We start from the raw sequence: 17235 nt of genomic DNA, 5'->3' as shown, positions 1-17235 counted from the left end.
CCCTCGCCTTGTCTTTTCAGCCGCCTGCGCGCAGCGCTTTCGCGTCAAAGGCCGCCATGGCGGCGGCCACGGCCGATTCATTGCCTTCGAAGTCGACAAAGATCCGTCCGATGTGGAGCACGCCGATCACGACGTCGTCCGCATCACGGACGCGGGCGCGCCAGCCGGGCCCCTCGACCGGCTGCCCTGCAGCGCCGCGGCCGCCCAGTTCGCGCAGATATTCATGGGCGAGCCAGATCGGCAGGCTGCGATATTCGCGCTCGCAGCGTGTACCCGCCGAGCCACCACCAACTGGTGGAAAGACGTCCAACACGTCGTCGGGTCCCAAAGGCGTTTCCAGTTGCTGGGGCAGGAAACAGGCTTCGCGCCCGTTCACAAAGACGTGGATGGTGTCATACAGTTGGCCCGGCGCTTCCCAAAGTTCGGAAGCGAGTTGCGGCAGGTCCCGGCTGGCCGCCTCGAGCGCAGCGCGCACGGTATCCGGCTCCGACAAGCTCACCTCAACCTGCTTACGCCCGGCCGCCAGGCGCAATGTGGCGTAGAAATTGACGTGCATGGAAACGTGTCTCCGTCGAAAGGTCCATGATGAATATATCACAGCCTGAAATGCGAATCAAAGGACTGGCTGCAGAGCCCGCCGGAGTCGGTGCACTGGAACCGACGCCCACCGAGGAATGGGAGCGGGTCGCGCGTTATGTTGGCTTTACACGGGCTGATCAGCGGGCGATGACGCAGACCGTCGAGCCGCTGTTTGCACACGGCCCGGCCGTCGTCGCGGAGACATACGCCTACTTGCAGCGCGTTCCGGAGACAGCCGCCATCCTCGGTTGGGAGCAGGGCGCCGATCCGGCGCACCTGGCCGAGCGACGACGGTTCTTCACGATATGGATGGCTCGCACGCTGGGTATCGATCTGGGGGCCGACTTCGCCGACTACCTGTTCTACGCCGGCAAGGTGCATGCGGGGCACGGGCCGCGCCATATCGTGGTGGCTGAACCATGGGTCACAGGCGCGATCAGTCTGACCCAATCCACGTTCGCCCGACTGATCGCCGACAATTTCCACGATGCGCAACTGGCGGTGTCCGCCATCGCCGCCTGGAACAAGTATCTGATGATCCAACTGGATCTCATGCTGCTTGGCTATCGCGTGGCGCGGGCGCTGGATGATGGCGTCTTCGACGTACGCGTCTCGTTTTTCGGGCGTCTGCGCGACACAACCGGCGCAGCCGCGCGGGTTGCGCGCGCCAGCAGCGACGCGACGGTCGCCGGCCTGTTGCGCAAGGTGCTGAACTACTACCCGAACATACGGCACCAGGCGATGGAGACGACATGGCGCGATGACGCCAACCCGCAGTCGCTTTGGCCGCGCGTCGAGCCGCTCTACGTCTTGCAAGATGGCTGGCGATTGCTCCTCAATGGCAAAGACCTGCGCTACTATGGCGGCTACGAGGTGCAGGTCCGCGCCGACGATGACCTGGCGCTGTTTCCACCCGGACGTTAGCCGCGCAGCGTTAACGGTTCTAATGGCGTGATCGCAGTCGCCTTGCGCGCCACCAGCAGCCCATTTTCGCGCGCAACATGCAGGGCGAAGTCGAACTTGTCCGCCTGCAGGCAGTAGTCCACGTCGGTGCGCGGTGCGTCGGGATGGTTGTCGTCGAAGCGCTTGCCAGCCTGCCCGTTGCGCGCCCGCTCCAGGTACGGCGCGACCGGCAGATCCTCCCCGCGCAAGCGCGCCGCCAGGTAGTCCGATAGCGCTTCGTCCTCGTCGGTCTTGTACACGCCTGCATCGCCCATACCGACAATTGAGACGGTCGCGGGGTTACGCTGGCGGATGTGCGCGACCAGCGCGCCCGCGCACAGGAAGCTGCCCAGCACGATCTCGTCCGCTCCGTCGGCGTTCACAACGCCCTGCGTGCCCGCGCTCGTGCGCTGGATCAGCGTCTTGTCCGCGAAGTCACGGGTACTCTCCGCGACGTGCGTCGGTGAGTTGCCGAAGTCGAAGCCGTCGATGTGCCGTCCGTTCACCTCGCCGATCAGCAGGGCATCTGGGAAGCGCTGCTTGCGCAGATCGAACGCATCTTGGGTCTCCCCGACCAGCACGATCTCGCGCGCGCCGCGCGAGACGCAGTACGCCGCCACGCTGAACGCGCGGAACACGTCGATGATGACCGCCAGCCCGCGCGCCTCGCGCGCGCCGGCGATCAGGCTCAGTTGTCGTATATCCACCATGCATCCTCTCGCCTGTCAGACTATATTCGCGGCACCAGCCTGTGGCCGCGCCGCGCCCAAGTATAGCATATCGGTCTGTAGACTTCACAGGTTTCTGTACGAAGGCAGCAATTCTCATTTTGGAGTCGGCCGCCAATATGCCCCCTCATCCCCTGGCCCCTTCGCCCCCGCGCGCGCGGGGGAGAAGGGGAAAAGCTAACGGGGAGGCCGCGCACCTCCCCTTAGAAAGTCGCCCCCTCCCAACAAAGTTGGGAGGGGGTCGGGGGGAGGGAAACGCCGCTTACTTGTCGAGCCAGCGTGCGTGACAAGCACCAGAGGGCCAAGTTCATAGCAAGCCGGCATTGGACAGTACGCGTCCAAAGCCAAATTGAGAATTGCTGGTACGAAGGCGTGCGCTGAGCCTGTCGAAGCACAACTCCTTGGCAAGTTGCGCTTCGACAGGCTCAGCGCACGCACCACGATCGACGGCCTCAGCGCGCATGTCGATGGCGCGTATCGAAAGCGGTCCTTGAGCTTGGCAAAGGGGTGCCCGATTGACTTTGACCGATTCTATTAGCGGGTTATAATTTTCGGCAACCCGCCGGCCATGCACCCACGCATCGCCATCATTCCTTGCCGGCCCAATTCACGCGCGTTGCTGCGCGCCGCACCGGACCTGCAATGAAAATAGACGGCACGTACATATTTACCGCCCGGGCCGGCGAGGTCTGGGACCTGCTGCTTGACCCGCAGGTGCTCTTGCAGATCATCCCTGGTCTGCAGAAGGTCGATGTGCAGGGCGACACGATCCTCGCCAGCGCGACCGTCGGGGTCGGCCCGGTCAAGGGTCTCTTCAGTGGCAGGATCAGCCTGCTCGACCAGCGCAAGCCAACGCACGTGCGCATTGTCGGCGAAGGCAAGGGCGGCCCCGGCTTCATGAAAGGCGTCTGCATCATCGACGCCGCCGAGCACGACGGGCAGACGACGATCAGCTACCAGGCCAACGTTCAGATCGGCGGCACGCTGGCGACCGTGGGCCAGCGCCTGGTCGACGCCGCCACACAGCAGATCATGCAGCAGGGCTTCGGCGCATTCAACCGCGTGCTGGGCGTGCGGCAGGCGACGGCCGCCGAGGCACGGCGACTGGCCGATCTCGCGGCGGCGGAACGCGCCGCATGGCAGGCTGCCGTGTTTCGCTCGCAGGCCATCCAAAGTACATTCCCGCGCTGGTTCGTCGTCCTGCTGCCGGCGCTGCTCATTGCCGCCACTCTGGCACTGGCCTTCGGGCATTAGCCGTCTATGCCTCTCACCCCACTCCACAAGCCAAGGAGGTCGCCGCCACTCCGGTCCCGGCACGACCATTGAACACCGAACCACGCATATCGATCCGACGAACCCATCACTTGAGGGAGGACATGTGGCAAAGATCGAAATCAAGGTCAACGGGAAGGCGCGCAAGGCCGACGTTGACCCGCGCTTGTTGCTTGTGCATTATCTGCGGGAGAACCTGAACCTGACCGGCACCAACGTCGGCTGCGATACCAGCCAGTGCGGCGCGTGCACGGTCATGATCGACGGCCAGGCCGTCAAATCGTGCACCGTGCTGGCCGTGCAGGCCGACGGCAGCGACGTGACGACCATCGAAGGGCTGGCGCAGGACGGCAAGATGCATCCGATCCAGCAGGCGTTCTGGGACAACCACGGTCTGCAGTGCGGTTACTGCACCAGCGGCATGATCCTGACATCGGTTGAGATCCTGAAGCACAATCCACACCCGAGCGAGGCGGAAGTCCGCCACGGGCTGGAGGGCAACGTCTGCCGTTGTACCGGTTACCATAATATCGTGAAGTCGGTGCTGGCGGCAGCCGATGCCATGGGAGGCAAATAATGGGACTCGACACCTTTGGCAAGGGCATCAAACGCCGTGAAGACCCGCGACTGATCACCGGCAAGGGCACCTACGTCGACAACATGAAAATGGTCGGCATGGCGCACGCGTACATCCTGCGCTCGCCGTACGCCCATGCCAGGATCATCAAGATCGACGTCGCGAAAGCGAAAGCGCAACCCGGCGTGCTCGACGTGTTCGTCGGTAAGGACATGGAAGCGCTCGGCAGCATCCCGTGTGGCTGGTCACACCCCGGCCTCATCACGCCGAAGCACCCCGTCGTCGCGATCGACGAGGTCAACTACGTCGGCGATCCGGTGGCCGTCATCGTCGCCGAGGATCGCTACATCGCGCGCGACGCCGCCGACCTGATTGACGTCGAGTACGACCCGCTGCCCGCAGTAATAGATCTGGAGAAGGCGGTAGCCTCCCGCGAGCAGGCGCGCGTCGCCGCCGCGCACGCGGACGTGCACCATGCCGGTGCCCATCACGACGAAGCCGCGGCGGGCGAGGCGATCGAGCAGACAGTTGGCGCCGAGGTCAAGGCGGCACTGGCGTCGCAGGAGGCCGCCGGCCCGCACCTGGTGCACAATGAGGCCGCGCACAATACCGCGTTCACATGGACGATCGGCGACAAGGCGAAGACCGACGAGGCGTTCGCCAAAGCCGCGCACGTCACGACCCTGCGTATCCGCAACAACCGCATCCAGGCCTCAGCCATCGAGCCGCGCGCCGCGCTGGCGTCGTATGACGCCGCGAGCGAAGGCATCACGCTCTGGATGACGTCGCAGAACCCGCACATCCACCGCCTGCTGGCCGCCGCGTTCGTGCTCGGCATTCCGGAGCACAAGCTGCGTGTCATCGCGCCGGACGTCGGGGGCGGCTTTGGAAGCAAGATCTTCGTCTATGGCGAGGAGATTATCGTCGTCTGGGCCAGCCGCAAGCTGGGCGTGCCCGTCAAATGGGCGAGCGAGCGGCGCGAGGCCTACATCAGCGACGCGCATGGCCGCGACCATGTGACGACCGCCGAGATGGCGTTCGACGCAGGCGGCCGCATCACCGGTCTGCGCGTCAAGACGCTGGCCAACCTCGGCGCGTACCTCTCGACATTCTCGACGGCCGTCCCAACCTATCTGTACGGCACGCTGCTGTCGGGCCAGTACGACATCCCGACGATCTTCTGCGAAGTGCTGGGGGTGCTGACCAACACCGTGCCGGTGGACGCCGTGCGCGGCGCGGGCCGCCCGGAAGCGACCTTCCTGCTCGAGCGGCTGATGGACACGGCCGCGCGCGAGCTGAAGATGGAGCCGACCGCGATCCGGCGCAAGAACTTCATCCAGCCAAACCAGTTCCCCTACCAAACGGCAGTGGCGTTGCAGTACGACAGCGGTAACTACGAGGTCGCGCTGGACAAGGCGCTCGAAATGGTGGGCTACGCCGACCTGCGCAAGCAGCAGGCCGAAGCACGCAAACAGGGCAAGCTGATCGGCATCGGCGTGAGCACCTATCTCGAGGCATGCGGCCTGGCGCCGTCGGCGCTGGTCGGCTCGCTCGGCGCGGGCGCGGGTCAGTGGGAATCGGCGCTCGTGCGCGTAATGCCCACCGGCACGATCAACGTATATACCGGCTCGCATTCGCACGGCCAGGGCCACGAAACGACATTCGCGCAGGTCGTCTCGCGCGAATTAGGCGTGCCCTATGAGAACATCAATATTCTGCACGGCGACACCGAGACGCTGCCTTACGGCTGGGGCACCTACGGCAGCCGCAGCGCGGCGGTTGGCGGCAGCGCGCTCGTCAAGGCGTCGCAGCGCGTGCGCGAGAAGGCGATCAAGATCGCGGCGCACCTGCTCGAAGCGAATGAGGCCGACGTGGAACTGGTCGAAGGCAAGTTCCAGGTCAAGGGCGCACCGAGCCGCAGCAAGTCGTGGTTCGATATCGGACTACAGTCACACCTGGCACACAACCTGCCGCAGGGCATGGAGCCTGGGCTGGAGTTCACCGCGTTCTACGACCCCAGCAACTTCGTCTACCCGTTCGGCGCGCACATCTGCGTGACCGAAGTGGACGCCGACACCGGGCAGGTGCAGATCAAGCGCTTCATCGCCGTGGACGACTGCGGCAACCGCATCAACCCGATGATCATTGACGGGCAGGTGCACGGCGGCCTGGCGTGCGGCATCGGCCAGGCGCTCTACGAGGAAGCAGCGTACACCGACGAAGGCCAGCCGCTGTTCGGCTCGATGATGGACTACGCGCTCCCGCGCGCGCACTTCCTGCCGTCGTTCGAACTGGGCCACACCGTGACGCCGTGCCCGCACAACCCGCTGGGCGTGAAGGGCATCGGCGAGACCGGCGCGATCGGATCGCCGCCGGCCGTGGTCAACTCGGTGGTGGACGCGCTGGCGCATCTCGGTGTGACACACATCGACATGCCGCTGACGCCGGAGAAGGTGTGGCGGGCGATGAACGCGATGTAGAAGCCGCGCGCTTCGCATCCGTCCACAGCCCACTCTCAAGGAGAAATCATGTTCCCAACGAACTTCGACTACACCCGCGCCGGCTCGGTACGGGAGGCAGTCGCGCTCCTGGCCAAGAACCCGGAGGCGAAACTGATCGCGGGCGGGCACTCGCTGCTGCCCGCTATGAAACTGCGCCTGGCGCAGCCGGCGCTGCTGGTTGACATTAGCCGCATCGCTGAACTGAAGGGCGTCAGCAAGGGCGCGAACGGCTGGACGATCGGCGCGCTGACGACGCACGCGGAAGTCTCGCGCGCTGACGTGCCCAACGCGCTGAAGACCGCTGCAGGCTTGATCGGCGATGTGCAGGTGCGCAATCGCGGCACGATCGGCGGCAGCATCAGCCACGCCGACCCGGCTGCGGACTACCCGGCGGTGCTCATCGCACTGGGCGCCTCCATCAAGGTGGCCGGCCCGCGCGGCGAGCGCACCATCAGCGCAAACGACCTGTTCACGGACCTGTTCACAACGGCGATCGAGGCCGGCGAGGTCCTGACGGCGGTGACGATTCCGGCGCGCGCGGCGAACAGCGCCAGCGCATACATCAAGCACCCGCACCCGGCCTCCGGGTATGCGGTGGCGGGCGTGGCCGCGGCGATCCAGACCGACGGCAAGGGCGCCTGCGCGAAGGCGAGCATCGCCGTGACCGGCGCGTGCGTGACGGCGCGCCGCCTCCCGGCGGCCGAAGCCGCGCTGACCGGCAAGGCGCTGAACGCCGCGTCGATCAAGGCGGCGGCCGGGGCCGACAAAGGCCTCGAGTGCCTGAGCGACAACTACGCCAGCGCGGCGTACCGCGCCAACCTCGTGAGCGTCCTGACGCGGCGCGCCCTGGAAGCGTGCGCGAGCGACCGCAAAGCGTAACTCACCCGCAGTATCGACAAATTCACCAGCCCGCTCGAAAACGAGCGGGCTGGTGGGGTTAATGGGGCTACTGCGACGGCGGGTGCCACCCGGCCAGGACCCAGTAACTGCGCACCTCTATCACATCGGCATCATCGTCGAGATGAAGCGCGTTTACGGTTGCACGACCGATAGCGGTCAAGCCCTCGATTTTCAAACCATCGTCTGACCAGCGAAAATGCTCAAACCAGTTCTGTGTGCGCGGGTTGAATAGCGGAAATCGCGCTCCGGTCTGAGGATCAACCTCATCAACGCGGTCACTCTTGTGGGCATTGCAGATCGGACAGGCCAGCCACAGATTCTCCTCGTCATTCGTCCCGCCACGCGAGCTTGGTATGATGTGCTCGATCTCCAGCCGGGCCATCACAAGGTGCTGCGGGCTCAGACAGTAACCGCAGCGGTTACGAGCCGTCAAACGCACGCGCCGATCGACGTGAACGGGCAGATGTTCGCGCGCCATCGGCCTAGTTCAACGGCGGTCGCAATCCCCGCTGCACAGCCACGCGCCAGGCCTGCGCCTTACGCGCCATGCCATGCCGATAAATTCGCATCAACTCGTCCAAGCGCTGCTCATCACCCGGACGGAGCGATCTTTCACGATTGCGCTCTAGTAAATCACTGAGTTCGGTCTGCTGGTCCGGGGCCATCTGCAAATCGCAAAGCGAAAGCAACTGGTCATCCGGCAGTGTGTCAACCGACGACTCGCTGGCGGCGCGGTTGATCCACTCCACCAGGAGATCCTCGAAACGCCGGTGGCTGTGCAGGGCGATTGCTTTGGCGCGCCGTGCCGTATCCTCGGGCAATTCCAGTCGAACAATTTCATTCATCATGTACCTCGTAATCCGCGCGAACGATTTTCTACACTCGCACCGACCATCTTGTACAACTCGATTATAGCCACTCAATTTGAGGCGCCCAAACGATGCCGAACGCAGCAGGCTGTCGCACCCTCGATGTGCAATGTCGGCGCGCACCACGACGATACCGCGCCTGCGACGTTCAGCACGGGCGATGCACAACAACTGGAGGGATAACCATCGCCCGCTCGTGTTCGAGCGGGCTGTTGTTGTTCCGGCGAGCAGAACGCACTTTACGTGCCGACGAGACCCTTAAGACGGCGCGCGACCGCTTCGCGCTCCTGCGCACGGCGAACCGCCACGGTATGCTCGTCGTCAGGCGCGGGTGCGGGCGGCGGCGGTGCGCGGAACGGCTGCTGGCGGCGCGCCGGACGGCGATCGCTCAGTGCAGATAACGCCTGTCCCAGCGCTTCAAGGCTGTCGAGGTTCCGCACTGACAGGAAATCGTCCACGTACGGAAGCGCGGCGACCAGCCCCTGCGTCAGCGGCTGGTAGCCCTCCGAGCCGATCAGCGGGTTGAGCCAGATCAGGCGATGGCACGACTTCTGCAGGCGCTCCATCTCGCGCGCCAGCGCCTGCGGCTCGCCGCGATCCCAGCCATCGGAAATGACCATCACAACCGCGCCGCGCCCGAGCACGCGCCGCGCCCATTGGAAATTGAAGCCGTGCAGCGCCTCGCCGATGCGGGTGCCGCCGCCCCAGTCCTGCACGGCCGCCTCGACGGCGTCCATCGCGTCGTCCACGTCGCGGTGCGCCAGTTGGCGCGTGATGCGCGTCAGGCGCGTGCTGAATACGAACGCCTCAACGCGGTCGAAGTCGAAGCCCGACGAGATCGTGTGGACGAAGTGCAGCAGCATGCGCGCGTACTGCTCCATCGAGCCGCTGATGTCGCACAGGATGACGAGTGGGCGCGGCTTGGTCTTGCGCCGTTTCCACGCCAGCGTCAGCAACTCGCCGCCGTAGCGCAGGTTGGCGCGCGCGGTACGCCGCAGATCGATGTAGCGGCCGTCGGCTACCGGCTTGCGCCGGCGCAGGTGGCGCTCGCCAATGCGCCAGCGCATCTGCGCCATCAACCGCTTGGCCTCCTGGACTTCCTCCCACGTGAACACGCCGAAATCTTTGCGCCGCAGGAGCTCATTGGCGCTGAACGACTGCTGGTGCGCGACAATCTCATCCTGCGGTTTGCGCCCGCCTTCGCCATCTCCTTCGCCGCGCGGTGCGTTCGGCACCCGCAGCGGCTTCGGCACCAGACGCGGGTCGGGCTGGAGTTCCAGCCGCTGGAGGCGCTGGTTCGACGGCTTGCGCCAGAACGCCTGCCAGGCCTGATCGAACAGCGGGTAGTCCTCATGGCGGCGCACCAGCACCGCGCGGGCGGTGTGGTACACGTCGGGTTTGCGCGCGAGATCGATGCGCGTCAGCGCCTCGGCCAGTTCCAGCATGTCGCTGACGCCAACGTCGAGGCCCATCAGCCGCAGGAGGCGGCCAAAGAGCAGCAGGTTCTTGAGGAAGAAGTCCGGCGCAGAGGTGCTCATCGGAGCAGTCGAGCCGGCTACGGCACGGCGGCCGCTTTGGCCACCAACTCGCGGACGAGCGCGCCCTGCACCTTTTGCACGTCGTCCTGGTATTTCAAAATTACGCCCAGCGTGTCGTCCACCGTATCGGCCGACAGGTCGCGCGCGCTCAATGCAGTCAAGGCGGCCGCCCAGTCGATCGTCTCGGCGACACCGGGCACCTTGTACAGCTCGACGCGGCGCAGTTCCTGCACGAAGGCGACGATCTGTCGCGCCAGCCGTTCCTCCGCCGCAGGCACCCGCGCGCGCACGATCCGCAGTTCTTTGTCCAGCGAGGGGTAGTCGATCCAGTAGTAAATGCAGCGCCGTTTAAGCGCGTCGTGGATCTCGCGCGTGCGGTTCGACGTGAGCACGACGACTGGCGGGTGCGTCGCCTTGAGCGTGCCGATCTCGGGCACGGTGATCTGCCAGTCGGAGAGCAGTTCGAGCAGGAACGCCTCGAACTCCTCGTCGGCGCGATCGAGCTCGTCGATCAGCAGCACGGGCGCTTTGTCGCGCGAGCCCTCAATCGCCTGCAGGAGCGGGCGCTTGATCAGGAACTCCGGCGCGAAGATCTCGCGCAGCGCCTCCCCGCTCGCCGCGCCCTGCGCCTCCAGCAGGCGGATCTGCAGCATCTGGCGCGTGTAATTCCATTCGTACACCGCCGTGTTGACGTCCAATCCCTCGTAACACTGCAGACGAATCAGGTCGGTGTCGAGAATCGCGCAGAGCGTCTTGGCGATCTCGGTCTTGCCGACGCCCGCCTCGCCTTCGAGGAACAGCGGTTTCTTCAGCGCCAGCGAGAGGTAGATCGCCATCGCCAGCCCGCGCTCCGCGATATAGTTCTGCGCTTGAAGTGCCTGCATCACATCATCGATTGAATTCATAGCCTACTCTGCTGGAGTTGGTTGATGGCGCATGCTGCGCCATGTGCACGCGATTATAGCCGATGGCAAAGCGACCGCGAAACGGGCGCCGTTCGGCGTGCGCGCGTTATCGCTTCGCGCTGGCTGCTCGCTTTGGCGCACTTCAGAATGATCGGGCCATGTACAGAGCACAGGCGCACACCTCAACCCAGCTTCGCGCAAGTGGCGCCGCTACCGAATCAGAATCCTACGGTCCGGACCTCCGACACCCCGACAACGACTGGTGCGTCAACATCCTCGAAACCGCTGTTGATCTGTACGCGTGTAAGGCGAATACAGAGACCTGCACTATTTGAGTATGCAACGATTGCCTTGCAGCCAATCTGACATCTTCGTACAATTGATTGCACAGCCTCCGGTCTGAACGCCATTTTGCCTGATTCCTACATAGATTTATTAACATAGATATAGATTTATTGATTTACTTAGAAATACTAATTGTAATGTTGCGTTAACAATATCACTCTTGATTTGTAACGTTCTTCCGTTGTATTGTGAAACTAAAAAAACGGTCGTGGCGGCATTTTTGGCGACTCGCGCGTTGAGTGGCGGCGCGGAGGATGTCCAGCGTCGCCGGAGGCATGGAGTGACTTTCAACGAAGAGGATGTACGGCAGGTGCTGACCCACCTGGCTGACTACCCCTATCTCGGCCGGCATTCACTCGCCGGCACAACCACACGGCCGGGTGCCGAGGCGTCCAGTGGATATCGCGCCCGTGATCTCGGGTTGAGCGTCAGCACGTGGCTGATCGGCGTGCTGGACGAGATGTCCAACGAGAGCACACATAACGACGGCAGCATCGAGTCGCGCTATTGCGAACTGCTGCGCGCCACCTACATGGACGGCGCCACCACGACGCAGATCGCCGAACAGTGGCATGCCAGCGTGCGCACCGTTGAACGCTGGCGGCGCGACGCGCTGCGTGTCTACACCGCCTTACTCAACGAAAAGATCGAGGACGAAACCCATGAGTGAAACTCAGATGAATCGCACCGGCAGCGCGGCAGCGCCTCAATCCAAACGGGCCACGATGGCCGGCAGCGATCTCAGCTTCCCGCCGGCGTTGACACACGGCGCCATGAGCGCCGAGTCGATGCATTTTGCGCCCGTCGCGTATCAGCAGGTCGAAGATGCGCTGGAGCACCTGTGGGACTATGACTACCTGGGCCATCATGAACTGGCGACCCGAACCGTACTGGCGCTTCAACTCGAGTACGATCACGCACTAGCCACGCGTCATGTGCGCGGCCACGCGCTCAACCGTCTGCTGCAGGCGGCCATCACGCAGGCGCGCCGGCAACAAGCGTTCAGCCCGCTAAACCGCAGCCGCAGCTACGGCGAGTTGCTGCACTGGTGCTATGTGGAACGGGAGAAGAACAGTAATGTCGCCCAGCGCCTGGGCTGGGCGGAACGGTCTTTCTACCGTCATCGCCGATCGGCCGTGCAGATGCTCACGAATATGCTCACCTCGCTGGACAACCCGCCGCGGTCGCGCTAAGCGGGCCGGAGCGTGCCGGCTGGGACTCCTCGCCGAAGCCGAGACCCGCACCCTGCACGGGACCTGAGCTTGACGAAGGTCCGCCGCCGGCTTCGACAGGTTCAGACGACAGCCTTGTGTCCGCGCCCGTGCAGAGACGGACCTCTGACCCGCTTTCGTGGACAGGTCAGAGACTTGTCCCTGCGCCATCAAATGTGATCACGCGCCTTCGTGCCCAAATGCCGGGCCGCCGCCCTAGCGCACCTTGCGCACTTTCCGCACCAGCACCGTGCCGAGCAGCAAGTAGAACGCCGCCAGCACGAAAATGACCGTATAGCCGAGGTTGGCCTGGCCCGACTGCGCGCCGATGACCTGGAACTTGTCGAGCAGCACGCCGGCAATCGGCGTCGCGATCACCTGCGGGAACGTCCAGGCGATATGCCAGACGCCCATATCCTTCGCGTAGTCCGCCTCGGACGGCAGCACGTCGCTGGCCATCGCCCAGTCCACCGCCTGGTACGCGCCGTACCCGATGCCGAAGATCAGCCCCATGATCACGGCCGCTTCGAACGAGTCGGTGAAGATCAGCACGATCGGCACCAGCGCCTGCAGGCCACTGGCGATGTACACCATCTTCTTCCGCCCAAAACGGTCTGACAGGATGCCGGCGATGATCGATGGCGCAATGGCGCCAAACAGCAGGGCCGCGCTGAAGAACGAGACGGCCGATTCCGCGTTCTGCGCGCCCGGGTTGCCGAAGAGCGTGAACGTCTTGACCACGTCGCGCATGTAGAACAGCAGGAACTCTTGAACCGTGAAGGTGCCCATGACCCACAGGAAGCGCGTCCAGAACACCCAGCGGAAGTCGTGATCGCGCATCGGCTCAGCCAGCCCGGCGACGAACTCACGCAGTTTGAATGGCGGTAACTTGACTGTGACTTTCGGCTCTTTGACCGACACGACGGTGACGATCATGCTCACGATCAGCACGACCGCAATGAACTGGTAGATCGTGACGACGTCGGTGACGCCGTTCTGCGTGAAGACGAGGCCGGTGACCGCGCCCGTGAAGCTGCCGAGGATGTTCATCAGGCCGAACCAGCCCGACGCGCTCCCGCGCTGATCTTTCGGAACCAGGTCGGGAATGAGGGCATTAAACGGGGCATTGGCCGCGTTGTTCCACAGTTCGACCCACATGAACGCCCCGATGAATAGCGGCAGCGACGAAAGATCGTTCGCGCGCGGCAAGTACGCCAAGCCATACAGGCCGAGCACGTTCATGAGCGTCCCAACCACCATCCAGGGACGGCGCCGGCCGAAACGCGTCACAAAGCGGTCGCTCAACGCGCCGAACAGCGGCGCGACCACCATCGAGACGAACGCGCCGAGCAGCAGAACGATGCCGAGCGTCTGGCCCTTCGCAGCGTCCCCGCCAATCATAAACGCTTGCTGCGGAAGCGTGATCAGCAGGATCGCCGCCCAGTGGGCTTGCAGGCCGAACCAGAAGGCGGAGAGCAACGCCTGGCGCAGGTGGCTGAGACGTTGAGTTGGAGCAGATACGGCGGCATTGACGGTCATGTTGGCTCTCCCATGGGTTGGTTGGGTGGCGCCGCCCCGCATCCAACGTGCGGGAACACGCGTGCCCCACCGGATCACGGTGTCTCGATCGGACTACGCCAGCATTGTAGCGAATGCGTACCGCCAGATCAATATGAAACAGTGCCAACTGCCGCCAACCTGTTGTCGGTGCAGCCTAACGAGGCGTCAGCGCCAGTCGAATACCACCCCGATCATCGACTTATCGCGGTGAAGCGCCATCTCGTAAGCTTCGTTCATGCGCTGATACGGCAAACAGTGCGTGATCAGGCGTGAAGGTTGCAGGCGGCGCTCCGCCATGAGGTCGAGCAAGTACTCGCAGCCACGCGCGCGACTGAAGACCGCAGCGACGGCCTCACCCGGTCGTGAAGACGACGGCGCTTGAATGAACGGATACGCATATGCGGCCACCCCGGCAACGGCGATGATCGTCAGCGCTTTGCCGTAGAACCACTCCAGTTCCAGCGGATTGAAGTCGGACGGCGGCTCACCGCGGCCCGGCAGGCTGAGCACCGCGACGCGGCCGTTGGGGCGCACGATCTCCATCGCCGTGCGATACGCCGGCCACGGGTTGGCAGCCAGAATGACCAGGTCGATGCCGGTGCCGTGCGTCAGTTCATCAATCGCCGCCGGCAACTCCGGCGCATCGCTTTGCAGCGCCACATGCGCGCCGACCGACCGCGCCACGGCGAGCCGACTGGCCGCGTTGCCCAGCGCGAGGACGCGCGCCCCCTGCGCCCGCGCCAGTTCGACCGACGCCAGGCCGAGGATGCCCAGCCCGACGACCGCCACATTCTCGCCCGGCACGAAATGCCCGCGCTGCAACGACTGGAAGCCGAGATGAAAGAGATACGTGAAGGCCGCATCCTCGGGCGCGACGTCGGGCGGCACGCGCACGATCAGTTCGGACTCGCGGGCGACGTAGGCCGACTGGTGCGGCTTGAGAGCGAATACGCGCTCGCCCACTCGCAAGCGGGTGACGGCAGCGCCCACACCCCGGACGATGCCGACGTTACTGTAGCCGACCCAGCGCGGGTAGTCCGGCGCGCCCGGCACACGCTGCGCGCCCTCGTAGTTGCCGCGATCGGTGCCGGTGGACAGCGCCGACACCTCGGTCTGCACCCACAGCTCATCCGGCTTCAGCGTCTCGACTGCGAGTGCGCGATCTTCGACCCGCAGGTCGCGCGGGCCGTGCAGCACGGCGGCTTTGATCTGCATCGACTAGCGCTCCTTGAAGAACCTGACCGATTCCAGCGACCGGCGCAGCTTCGCCGTTTCGCTCTCGTCGAGCGGGCGGTTGGGCGTGCGCGGCTCGCCGCACGGCATTCCCATCCATGCCAGTGTCTGCTTGATGCCGCCGAACAGATCGACGACGAGCAGGGCGTCGATGATTGTGTTGACGCGCGCTTGGGTGCGCGCTGCCGCCTGCAAGTCGTTCGCCTGATACGCACGCCACAACTCGACGAACAGCTCCGGCATGATGTTGTACGTGGCACCGATGCCGCCGCAGGCGCCGGCCACGAGCCCGGCCAGCAGCACGGTATCCTCGCCCTGGAAGATCACCGGCTGCTTCCCGCCCGCAAAGAACAGCCCCAGCGCATAGACGTTGCCGCTCGAATCCTTCATGCCGACGATGTTCGGGATCGCAAGCAACCGGTCGAGCAGTTCGCGTGTCATGCCGATGCCGGTACGCTGCGGGATGTTGTAGACCAGCAGCGGCACGCGCGACGCCTCGGCAACGGCCGTGTAATACCGCACGAGACCGGTTGCGTCGGGCCGGTAGAAGTAGCCGGGCGGCAGCGCCGCGATGGCGTCCGCGCCTATGTCGCTCGCATGGCGAGCCAGCGCCAGCGTTTCGGCCGTCTGGAACGCGCCGATGTGGGCGATGACGAGCGCGCGACCGCGCACTTCGTCGATGACCGTCTCCAGCAACGCTTCGCGCTCGGCGCGCGTCAGCAGCAGCCCTTCGCCGGTGCCGCCACCGACATAGAACCCGTCCACGCCGGCCGCCAGTTGGTGCTGGACGATCCGCCGCATCGCGGCCGGATCGAAGTCGCCCCGACTGTCGAACGGCGTCACAATCGCCGGGCAGATGCCCTTGAGTGGTCTCATCGTGAGTAACTCCGCTGTGCTCTTAATGGCCGGAAGGGTAGCACGCCGCTTGGCGCTTGTCAATGGCGCAAGGCCGCGAGCCGCGTGCTTCACAATGTGCCTGCGCAAACCAAAAAGCGCGATCAAGGCTGATCGCGCTGGCATAAAGCAAAAGGGTACGCGGGTTCTACAACATGCGCACAGCCGGTACCTTCATCAGGGTATACGTCACACTCGGCGCCAGGTCTCCCAAGCTCACGACGGCGCCAGGCCATGGCTCCGGATTGGGTACCGCCAACCCATGTTCAACCAGATGGGCAATGACCATCTCTCGGATCTCGTTCAGATTCGCCAACGCATCTTCCGGGCTGTCGCCCTGCGCAATACACGCATCGCCGAATTCAGGATGCGAAGCGATGTAATCCGGGCTGCCATCACCCGCTGGCTCGTACCGCACCACCGTGCGATACGGCCGACCGCTCAATGATTTCACACGCTCACTCATGCTCTGTCTCCAGTTGAATCAATCGCTCAATCAGCCGGATCGCCTTATGCACATACACCGATTTAACTTGTCGGTGCCGCGGAACCGGCATGAATAACTCTGCGTGACGCGGATGATAGTACACGCGATGGTTCGCGCCCTCGCGAAAGAGAAATCCGAATCCCGTCAGCATCGCCTCTACCTCCGGCGACCTCCATCCGGCTTGACTGTTGCGCGCACGGGTCAGCAGCCTTTCGTGCTCGTGCATAGATGATTATACACCCGGTGCAGCGGGGGTCGGCGGCTGTACCTGCGTCACGGTCAAAGGTACCCGGCCTTCGACGCGGTCGTTAATAAGGATGCTGAATTCGTAGGTCCCGAAGTGAGGGAATGTCACTCCTGTGAACTGCACCACCTGGGAATATGTTGCCGTGCGGCCCGGCTGCGGCCGCCCTATCGCTATCGGCCCACCCATTCGCATGATCTCGTGCCCGTCGTCATCCTGGAGCACGATCTTGACGTCCTTCTGCCCGGCTTCCGCAGAATCGAAGTCGATCTGAAAGACGAGGTACATCTGAGGGTGAGTGACAGGCGTTGCAAATGCAGACAGGTTGGCAAATACTCCCATGATGTTTAACTTCTGGTCGCTTGACAGGCTCGCATAGTCTGCTATTGCGGCAATCCGTAGTTCCATGGCGCTCTCCGTCAGTCCGCCTCACTTCTCACCCGTTCACAG

General features: G+C 64.2%; 18 protein-coding genes. 7 read left to right on the top strand and 11 right to left on the bottom strand.

Annotation, left to right across the window (positions count from 1 at the left end):
* Positions 1-16: 16 nt before the first annotated feature.
* The gene (locus HZB53_19160) at positions 17-556 is read right to left on the bottom strand and encodes a MoaD/ThiS family protein (GenBank protein ID MBI5879770.1); all 540 of its coding nucleotides are present in this window, start codon (positions 554-556) and stop codon (positions 17-19) included.
* Between the two features lie 26 nt (positions 557-582).
* Between HZB53_19160 and HZB53_19155 the strand changes: the two genes are divergently transcribed.
* Positions 583-1503 (top strand): MoaD/ThiS family protein, encoded by a 921-nt coding sequence (locus tag HZB53_19155; protein MBI5879769.1) that lies wholly within the window; start codon positions 583-585, stop codon positions 1501-1503.
* On the opposite strand, the gene HZB53_19150 is transcribed toward HZB53_19155, so the two are convergent.
* The gene (locus tag HZB53_19150) at positions 1500-2231 is read right to left on the bottom strand and encodes a 2-phosphosulfolactate phosphatase (protein MBI5879768.1); all 732 of its coding nucleotides are present in this window, start codon (positions 2229-2231) and stop codon (positions 1500-1502) included. The genes HZB53_19155 and HZB53_19150 overlap by 4 nt on opposite strands.
* A gap of 660 nt (positions 2232-2891) precedes the next feature.
* Between HZB53_19150 and HZB53_19145 the strand changes: the two genes are divergently transcribed.
* The 4 genes from HZB53_19145 (at position 2892) to HZB53_19130 (ending at position 7478) form a co-directional block, all read left to right on the top strand.
* A complete protein-coding gene (locus tag HZB53_19145; protein MBI5879767.1) occupies positions 2892-3503 on the top strand; it encodes a carbon monoxide dehydrogenase subunit G in 612 nt (203 codons plus the stop codon).
* Between the two features lie 124 nt (positions 3504-3627).
* Positions 3628-4098, top strand: a complete 471-nt coding sequence (locus HZB53_19140) for a (2Fe-2S)-binding protein (GenBank protein ID MBI5879766.1) — start codon at positions 3628-3630, stop codon at positions 4096-4098.
* Complete coding sequence (locus HZB53_19135) at positions 4098-6578, top strand: molybdopterin-dependent oxidoreductase (protein MBI5879765.1); 2481 nt, start codon at positions 4098-4100, stop codon at positions 6576-6578. Before HZB53_19140 ends, HZB53_19135 begins: the two co-directional genes overlap by 1 nt.
* Positions 6579-6626: 48 nt before the next feature.
* Complete coding sequence (locus HZB53_19130) at positions 6627-7478, top strand: xanthine dehydrogenase family protein subunit M (protein MBI5879764.1); 852 nt, start codon at positions 6627-6629, stop codon at positions 7476-7478.
* A gap of 67 nt (positions 7479-7545) precedes the next feature.
* Here the strand turns inward: HZB53_19130 and HZB53_19125 are convergent, their stop codons facing one another.
* From HZB53_19125 to HZB53_19110, 4 genes are all read right to left on the bottom strand, one after another.
* Positions 7546-7977 (bottom strand): HNH endonuclease, encoded by a 432-nt coding sequence (locus HZB53_19125; GenBank protein MBI5879763.1) that lies wholly within the window; start codon positions 7975-7977, stop codon positions 7546-7548.
* Positions 7978-7981: 4 nt separating this feature from the next.
* Positions 7982-8344, bottom strand: a complete 363-nt coding sequence (locus HZB53_19120; protein MBI5879762.1) for a hypothetical protein — start codon at positions 8342-8344, stop codon at positions 7982-7984.
* A gap of 263 nt (positions 8345-8607) precedes the next feature.
* A complete protein-coding gene (locus HZB53_19115) occupies positions 8608-9906 on the bottom strand; it encodes a VWA domain-containing protein (protein ID MBI5879761.1) in 1299 nt (432 codons plus the stop codon).
* 17 nt (positions 9907-9923) lie between these two features.
* The gene (locus tag HZB53_19110) at positions 9924-10811 is read right to left on the bottom strand and encodes a MoxR family ATPase (GenBank protein MBI5879760.1); all 888 of its coding nucleotides are present in this window, start codon (positions 10809-10811) and stop codon (positions 9924-9926) included.
* 625 nt (positions 10812-11436) lie between these two features.
* Between HZB53_19110 and HZB53_19105 the strand changes: the two genes are divergently transcribed.
* Positions 11437-11826, top strand: a complete 390-nt coding sequence (locus HZB53_19105; protein MBI5879759.1) for a hypothetical protein — start codon at positions 11437-11439, stop codon at positions 11824-11826.
* Positions 11819-12349, top strand: a complete 531-nt coding sequence (locus tag HZB53_19100; GenBank protein ID MBI5879758.1) for a hypothetical protein — start codon at positions 11819-11821, stop codon at positions 12347-12349. The genes HZB53_19105 and HZB53_19100 overlap by 8 nt, the downstream gene beginning before the upstream one ends.
* 234 nt (positions 12350-12583) lie before the next feature.
* Here HZB53_19100 and HZB53_19095 read toward each other — a convergent pair whose 3' ends face one another.
* The 5 genes from HZB53_19095 to HZB53_19075 all read right to left on the bottom strand — a co-directional run bounded on the left by HZB53_19095 (position 12584) and on the right by HZB53_19075 (position 17193).
* Entirely contained in the window at positions 12584-13906 is a 1323-nt protein-coding gene (locus HZB53_19095) for an MFS transporter (GenBank protein MBI5879757.1), read from the bottom strand.
* A gap of 186 nt (positions 13907-14092) precedes the next feature.
* Complete coding sequence (locus tag HZB53_19090; GenBank protein ID MBI5879756.1) at positions 14093-15142, bottom strand: zinc-binding alcohol dehydrogenase; 1050 nt, start codon at positions 15140-15142, stop codon at positions 14093-14095.
* A 3-nt stretch (positions 15143-15145) separates the two neighbouring features.
* Positions 15146-16036, bottom strand: a complete 891-nt coding sequence (locus tag HZB53_19085; protein MBI5879755.1) for a dihydrodipicolinate synthase family protein — start codon at positions 16034-16036, stop codon at positions 15146-15148.
* 166 nt (positions 16037-16202) lie between these two features.
* Complete coding sequence (locus HZB53_19080; GenBank protein ID MBI5879754.1) at positions 16203-16520, bottom strand: type II toxin-antitoxin system HicB family antitoxin; 318 nt, start codon at positions 16518-16520, stop codon at positions 16203-16205.
* A 253-nt stretch (positions 16521-16773) separates the two neighbouring features.
* Positions 16774-17193 carry a hypothetical protein gene (locus tag HZB53_19075; GenBank protein ID MBI5879753.1) on the bottom strand — a complete coding sequence of 140 codons (420 nt, stop codon included), beginning with the start codon at positions 17191-17193 and terminating at the stop codon, positions 16774-16776.
* Positions 17194-17235 lie beyond the last annotated feature (42 nt).

The organism is Chloroflexota bacterium, from assembly GCA_016235055.1.
In the GTDB taxonomy this organism is placed as follows: Bacteria; Chloroflexota; Anaerolineae; order JACRMK01; family JACRMK01; genus JACRMK01.
The sequence above is the reverse complement of the archived record's forward strand: the minus strand, read 5'-3'. Positions and strand labels throughout refer to the sequence as shown.

What these genes read in the sequence shown, in the direction of transcription:
- HZB53_19130 (MBI5879764.1), top strand. Translation starts at nt 6,627, where the DNA reads ATGTTCCCAACGAACTTCGACTACACCCGCGCCGGCTCGGTACGGGAG.
- HZB53_19090 (MBI5879756.1), bottom strand. Translation starts at nt 15,142, where the DNA reads ATGCAGATCAAAGCCGCCGTGCTGCACGGCCCGCGCGACCTGCGGGTC.
- HZB53_19145 (MBI5879767.1), top strand. Translation starts at nt 2,892, where the DNA reads ATGAAAATAGACGGCACGTACATATTTACCGCCCGGGCCGGCGAGGTC.
- HZB53_19075 (MBI5879753.1), bottom strand. Translation starts at nt 17,193, where the DNA reads ATGGAACTACGGATTGCCGCAATAGCAGACTATGCGAGCCTGTCAAGC.
- HZB53_19150 (MBI5879768.1), bottom strand. Translation starts at nt 2,231, where the DNA reads ATGGTGGATATACGACAACTGAGCCTGATCGCCGGCGCGCGCGAGGCG.
- HZB53_19100 (MBI5879758.1), top strand. Translation starts at nt 11,819, where the DNA reads ATGAGTGAAACTCAGATGAATCGCACCGGCAGCGCGGCAGCGCCTCAA.
- HZB53_19115 (MBI5879761.1), bottom strand. Translation starts at nt 9,906, where the DNA reads ATGAGCACCTCTGCGCCGGACTTCTTCCTCAAGAACCTGCTGCTCTTT.
- HZB53_19155 (MBI5879769.1), top strand. Translation starts at nt 583, where the DNA reads ATGATGAATATATCACAGCCTGAAATGCGAATCAAAGGACTGGCTGCA.
- HZB53_19080 (MBI5879754.1), bottom strand. Translation starts at nt 16,520, where the DNA reads ATGAGTGAGCGTGTGAAATCATTGAGCGGTCGGCCGTATCGCACGGTG.
- HZB53_19110 (MBI5879760.1), bottom strand. Translation starts at nt 10,811, where the DNA reads ATGAATTCAATCGATGATGTGATGCAGGCACTTCAAGCGCAGAACTAT.
- HZB53_19095 (MBI5879757.1), bottom strand. Translation starts at nt 13,906, where the DNA reads ATGACCGTCAATGCCGCCGTATCTGCTCCAACTCAACGTCTCAGCCAC.
- HZB53_19085 (MBI5879755.1), bottom strand. Translation starts at nt 16,036, where the DNA reads ATGAGACCACTCAAGGGCATCTGCCCGGCGATTGTGACGCCGTTCGAC.
- HZB53_19125 (MBI5879763.1), bottom strand. Translation starts at nt 7,977, where the DNA reads ATGGCGCGCGAACATCTGCCCGTTCACGTCGATCGGCGCGTGCGTTTG.
- HZB53_19135 (MBI5879765.1), top strand. Translation starts at nt 4,098, where the DNA reads ATGGGACTCGACACCTTTGGCAAGGGCATCAAACGCCGTGAAGACCCG.
- HZB53_19160 (MBI5879770.1), bottom strand. Translation starts at nt 556, where the DNA reads ATGCACGTCAATTTCTACGCCACATTGCGCCTGGCGGCCGGGCGTAAG.
- HZB53_19120 (MBI5879762.1), bottom strand. Translation starts at nt 8,344, where the DNA reads ATGAATGAAATTGTTCGACTGGAATTGCCCGAGGATACGGCACGGCGC.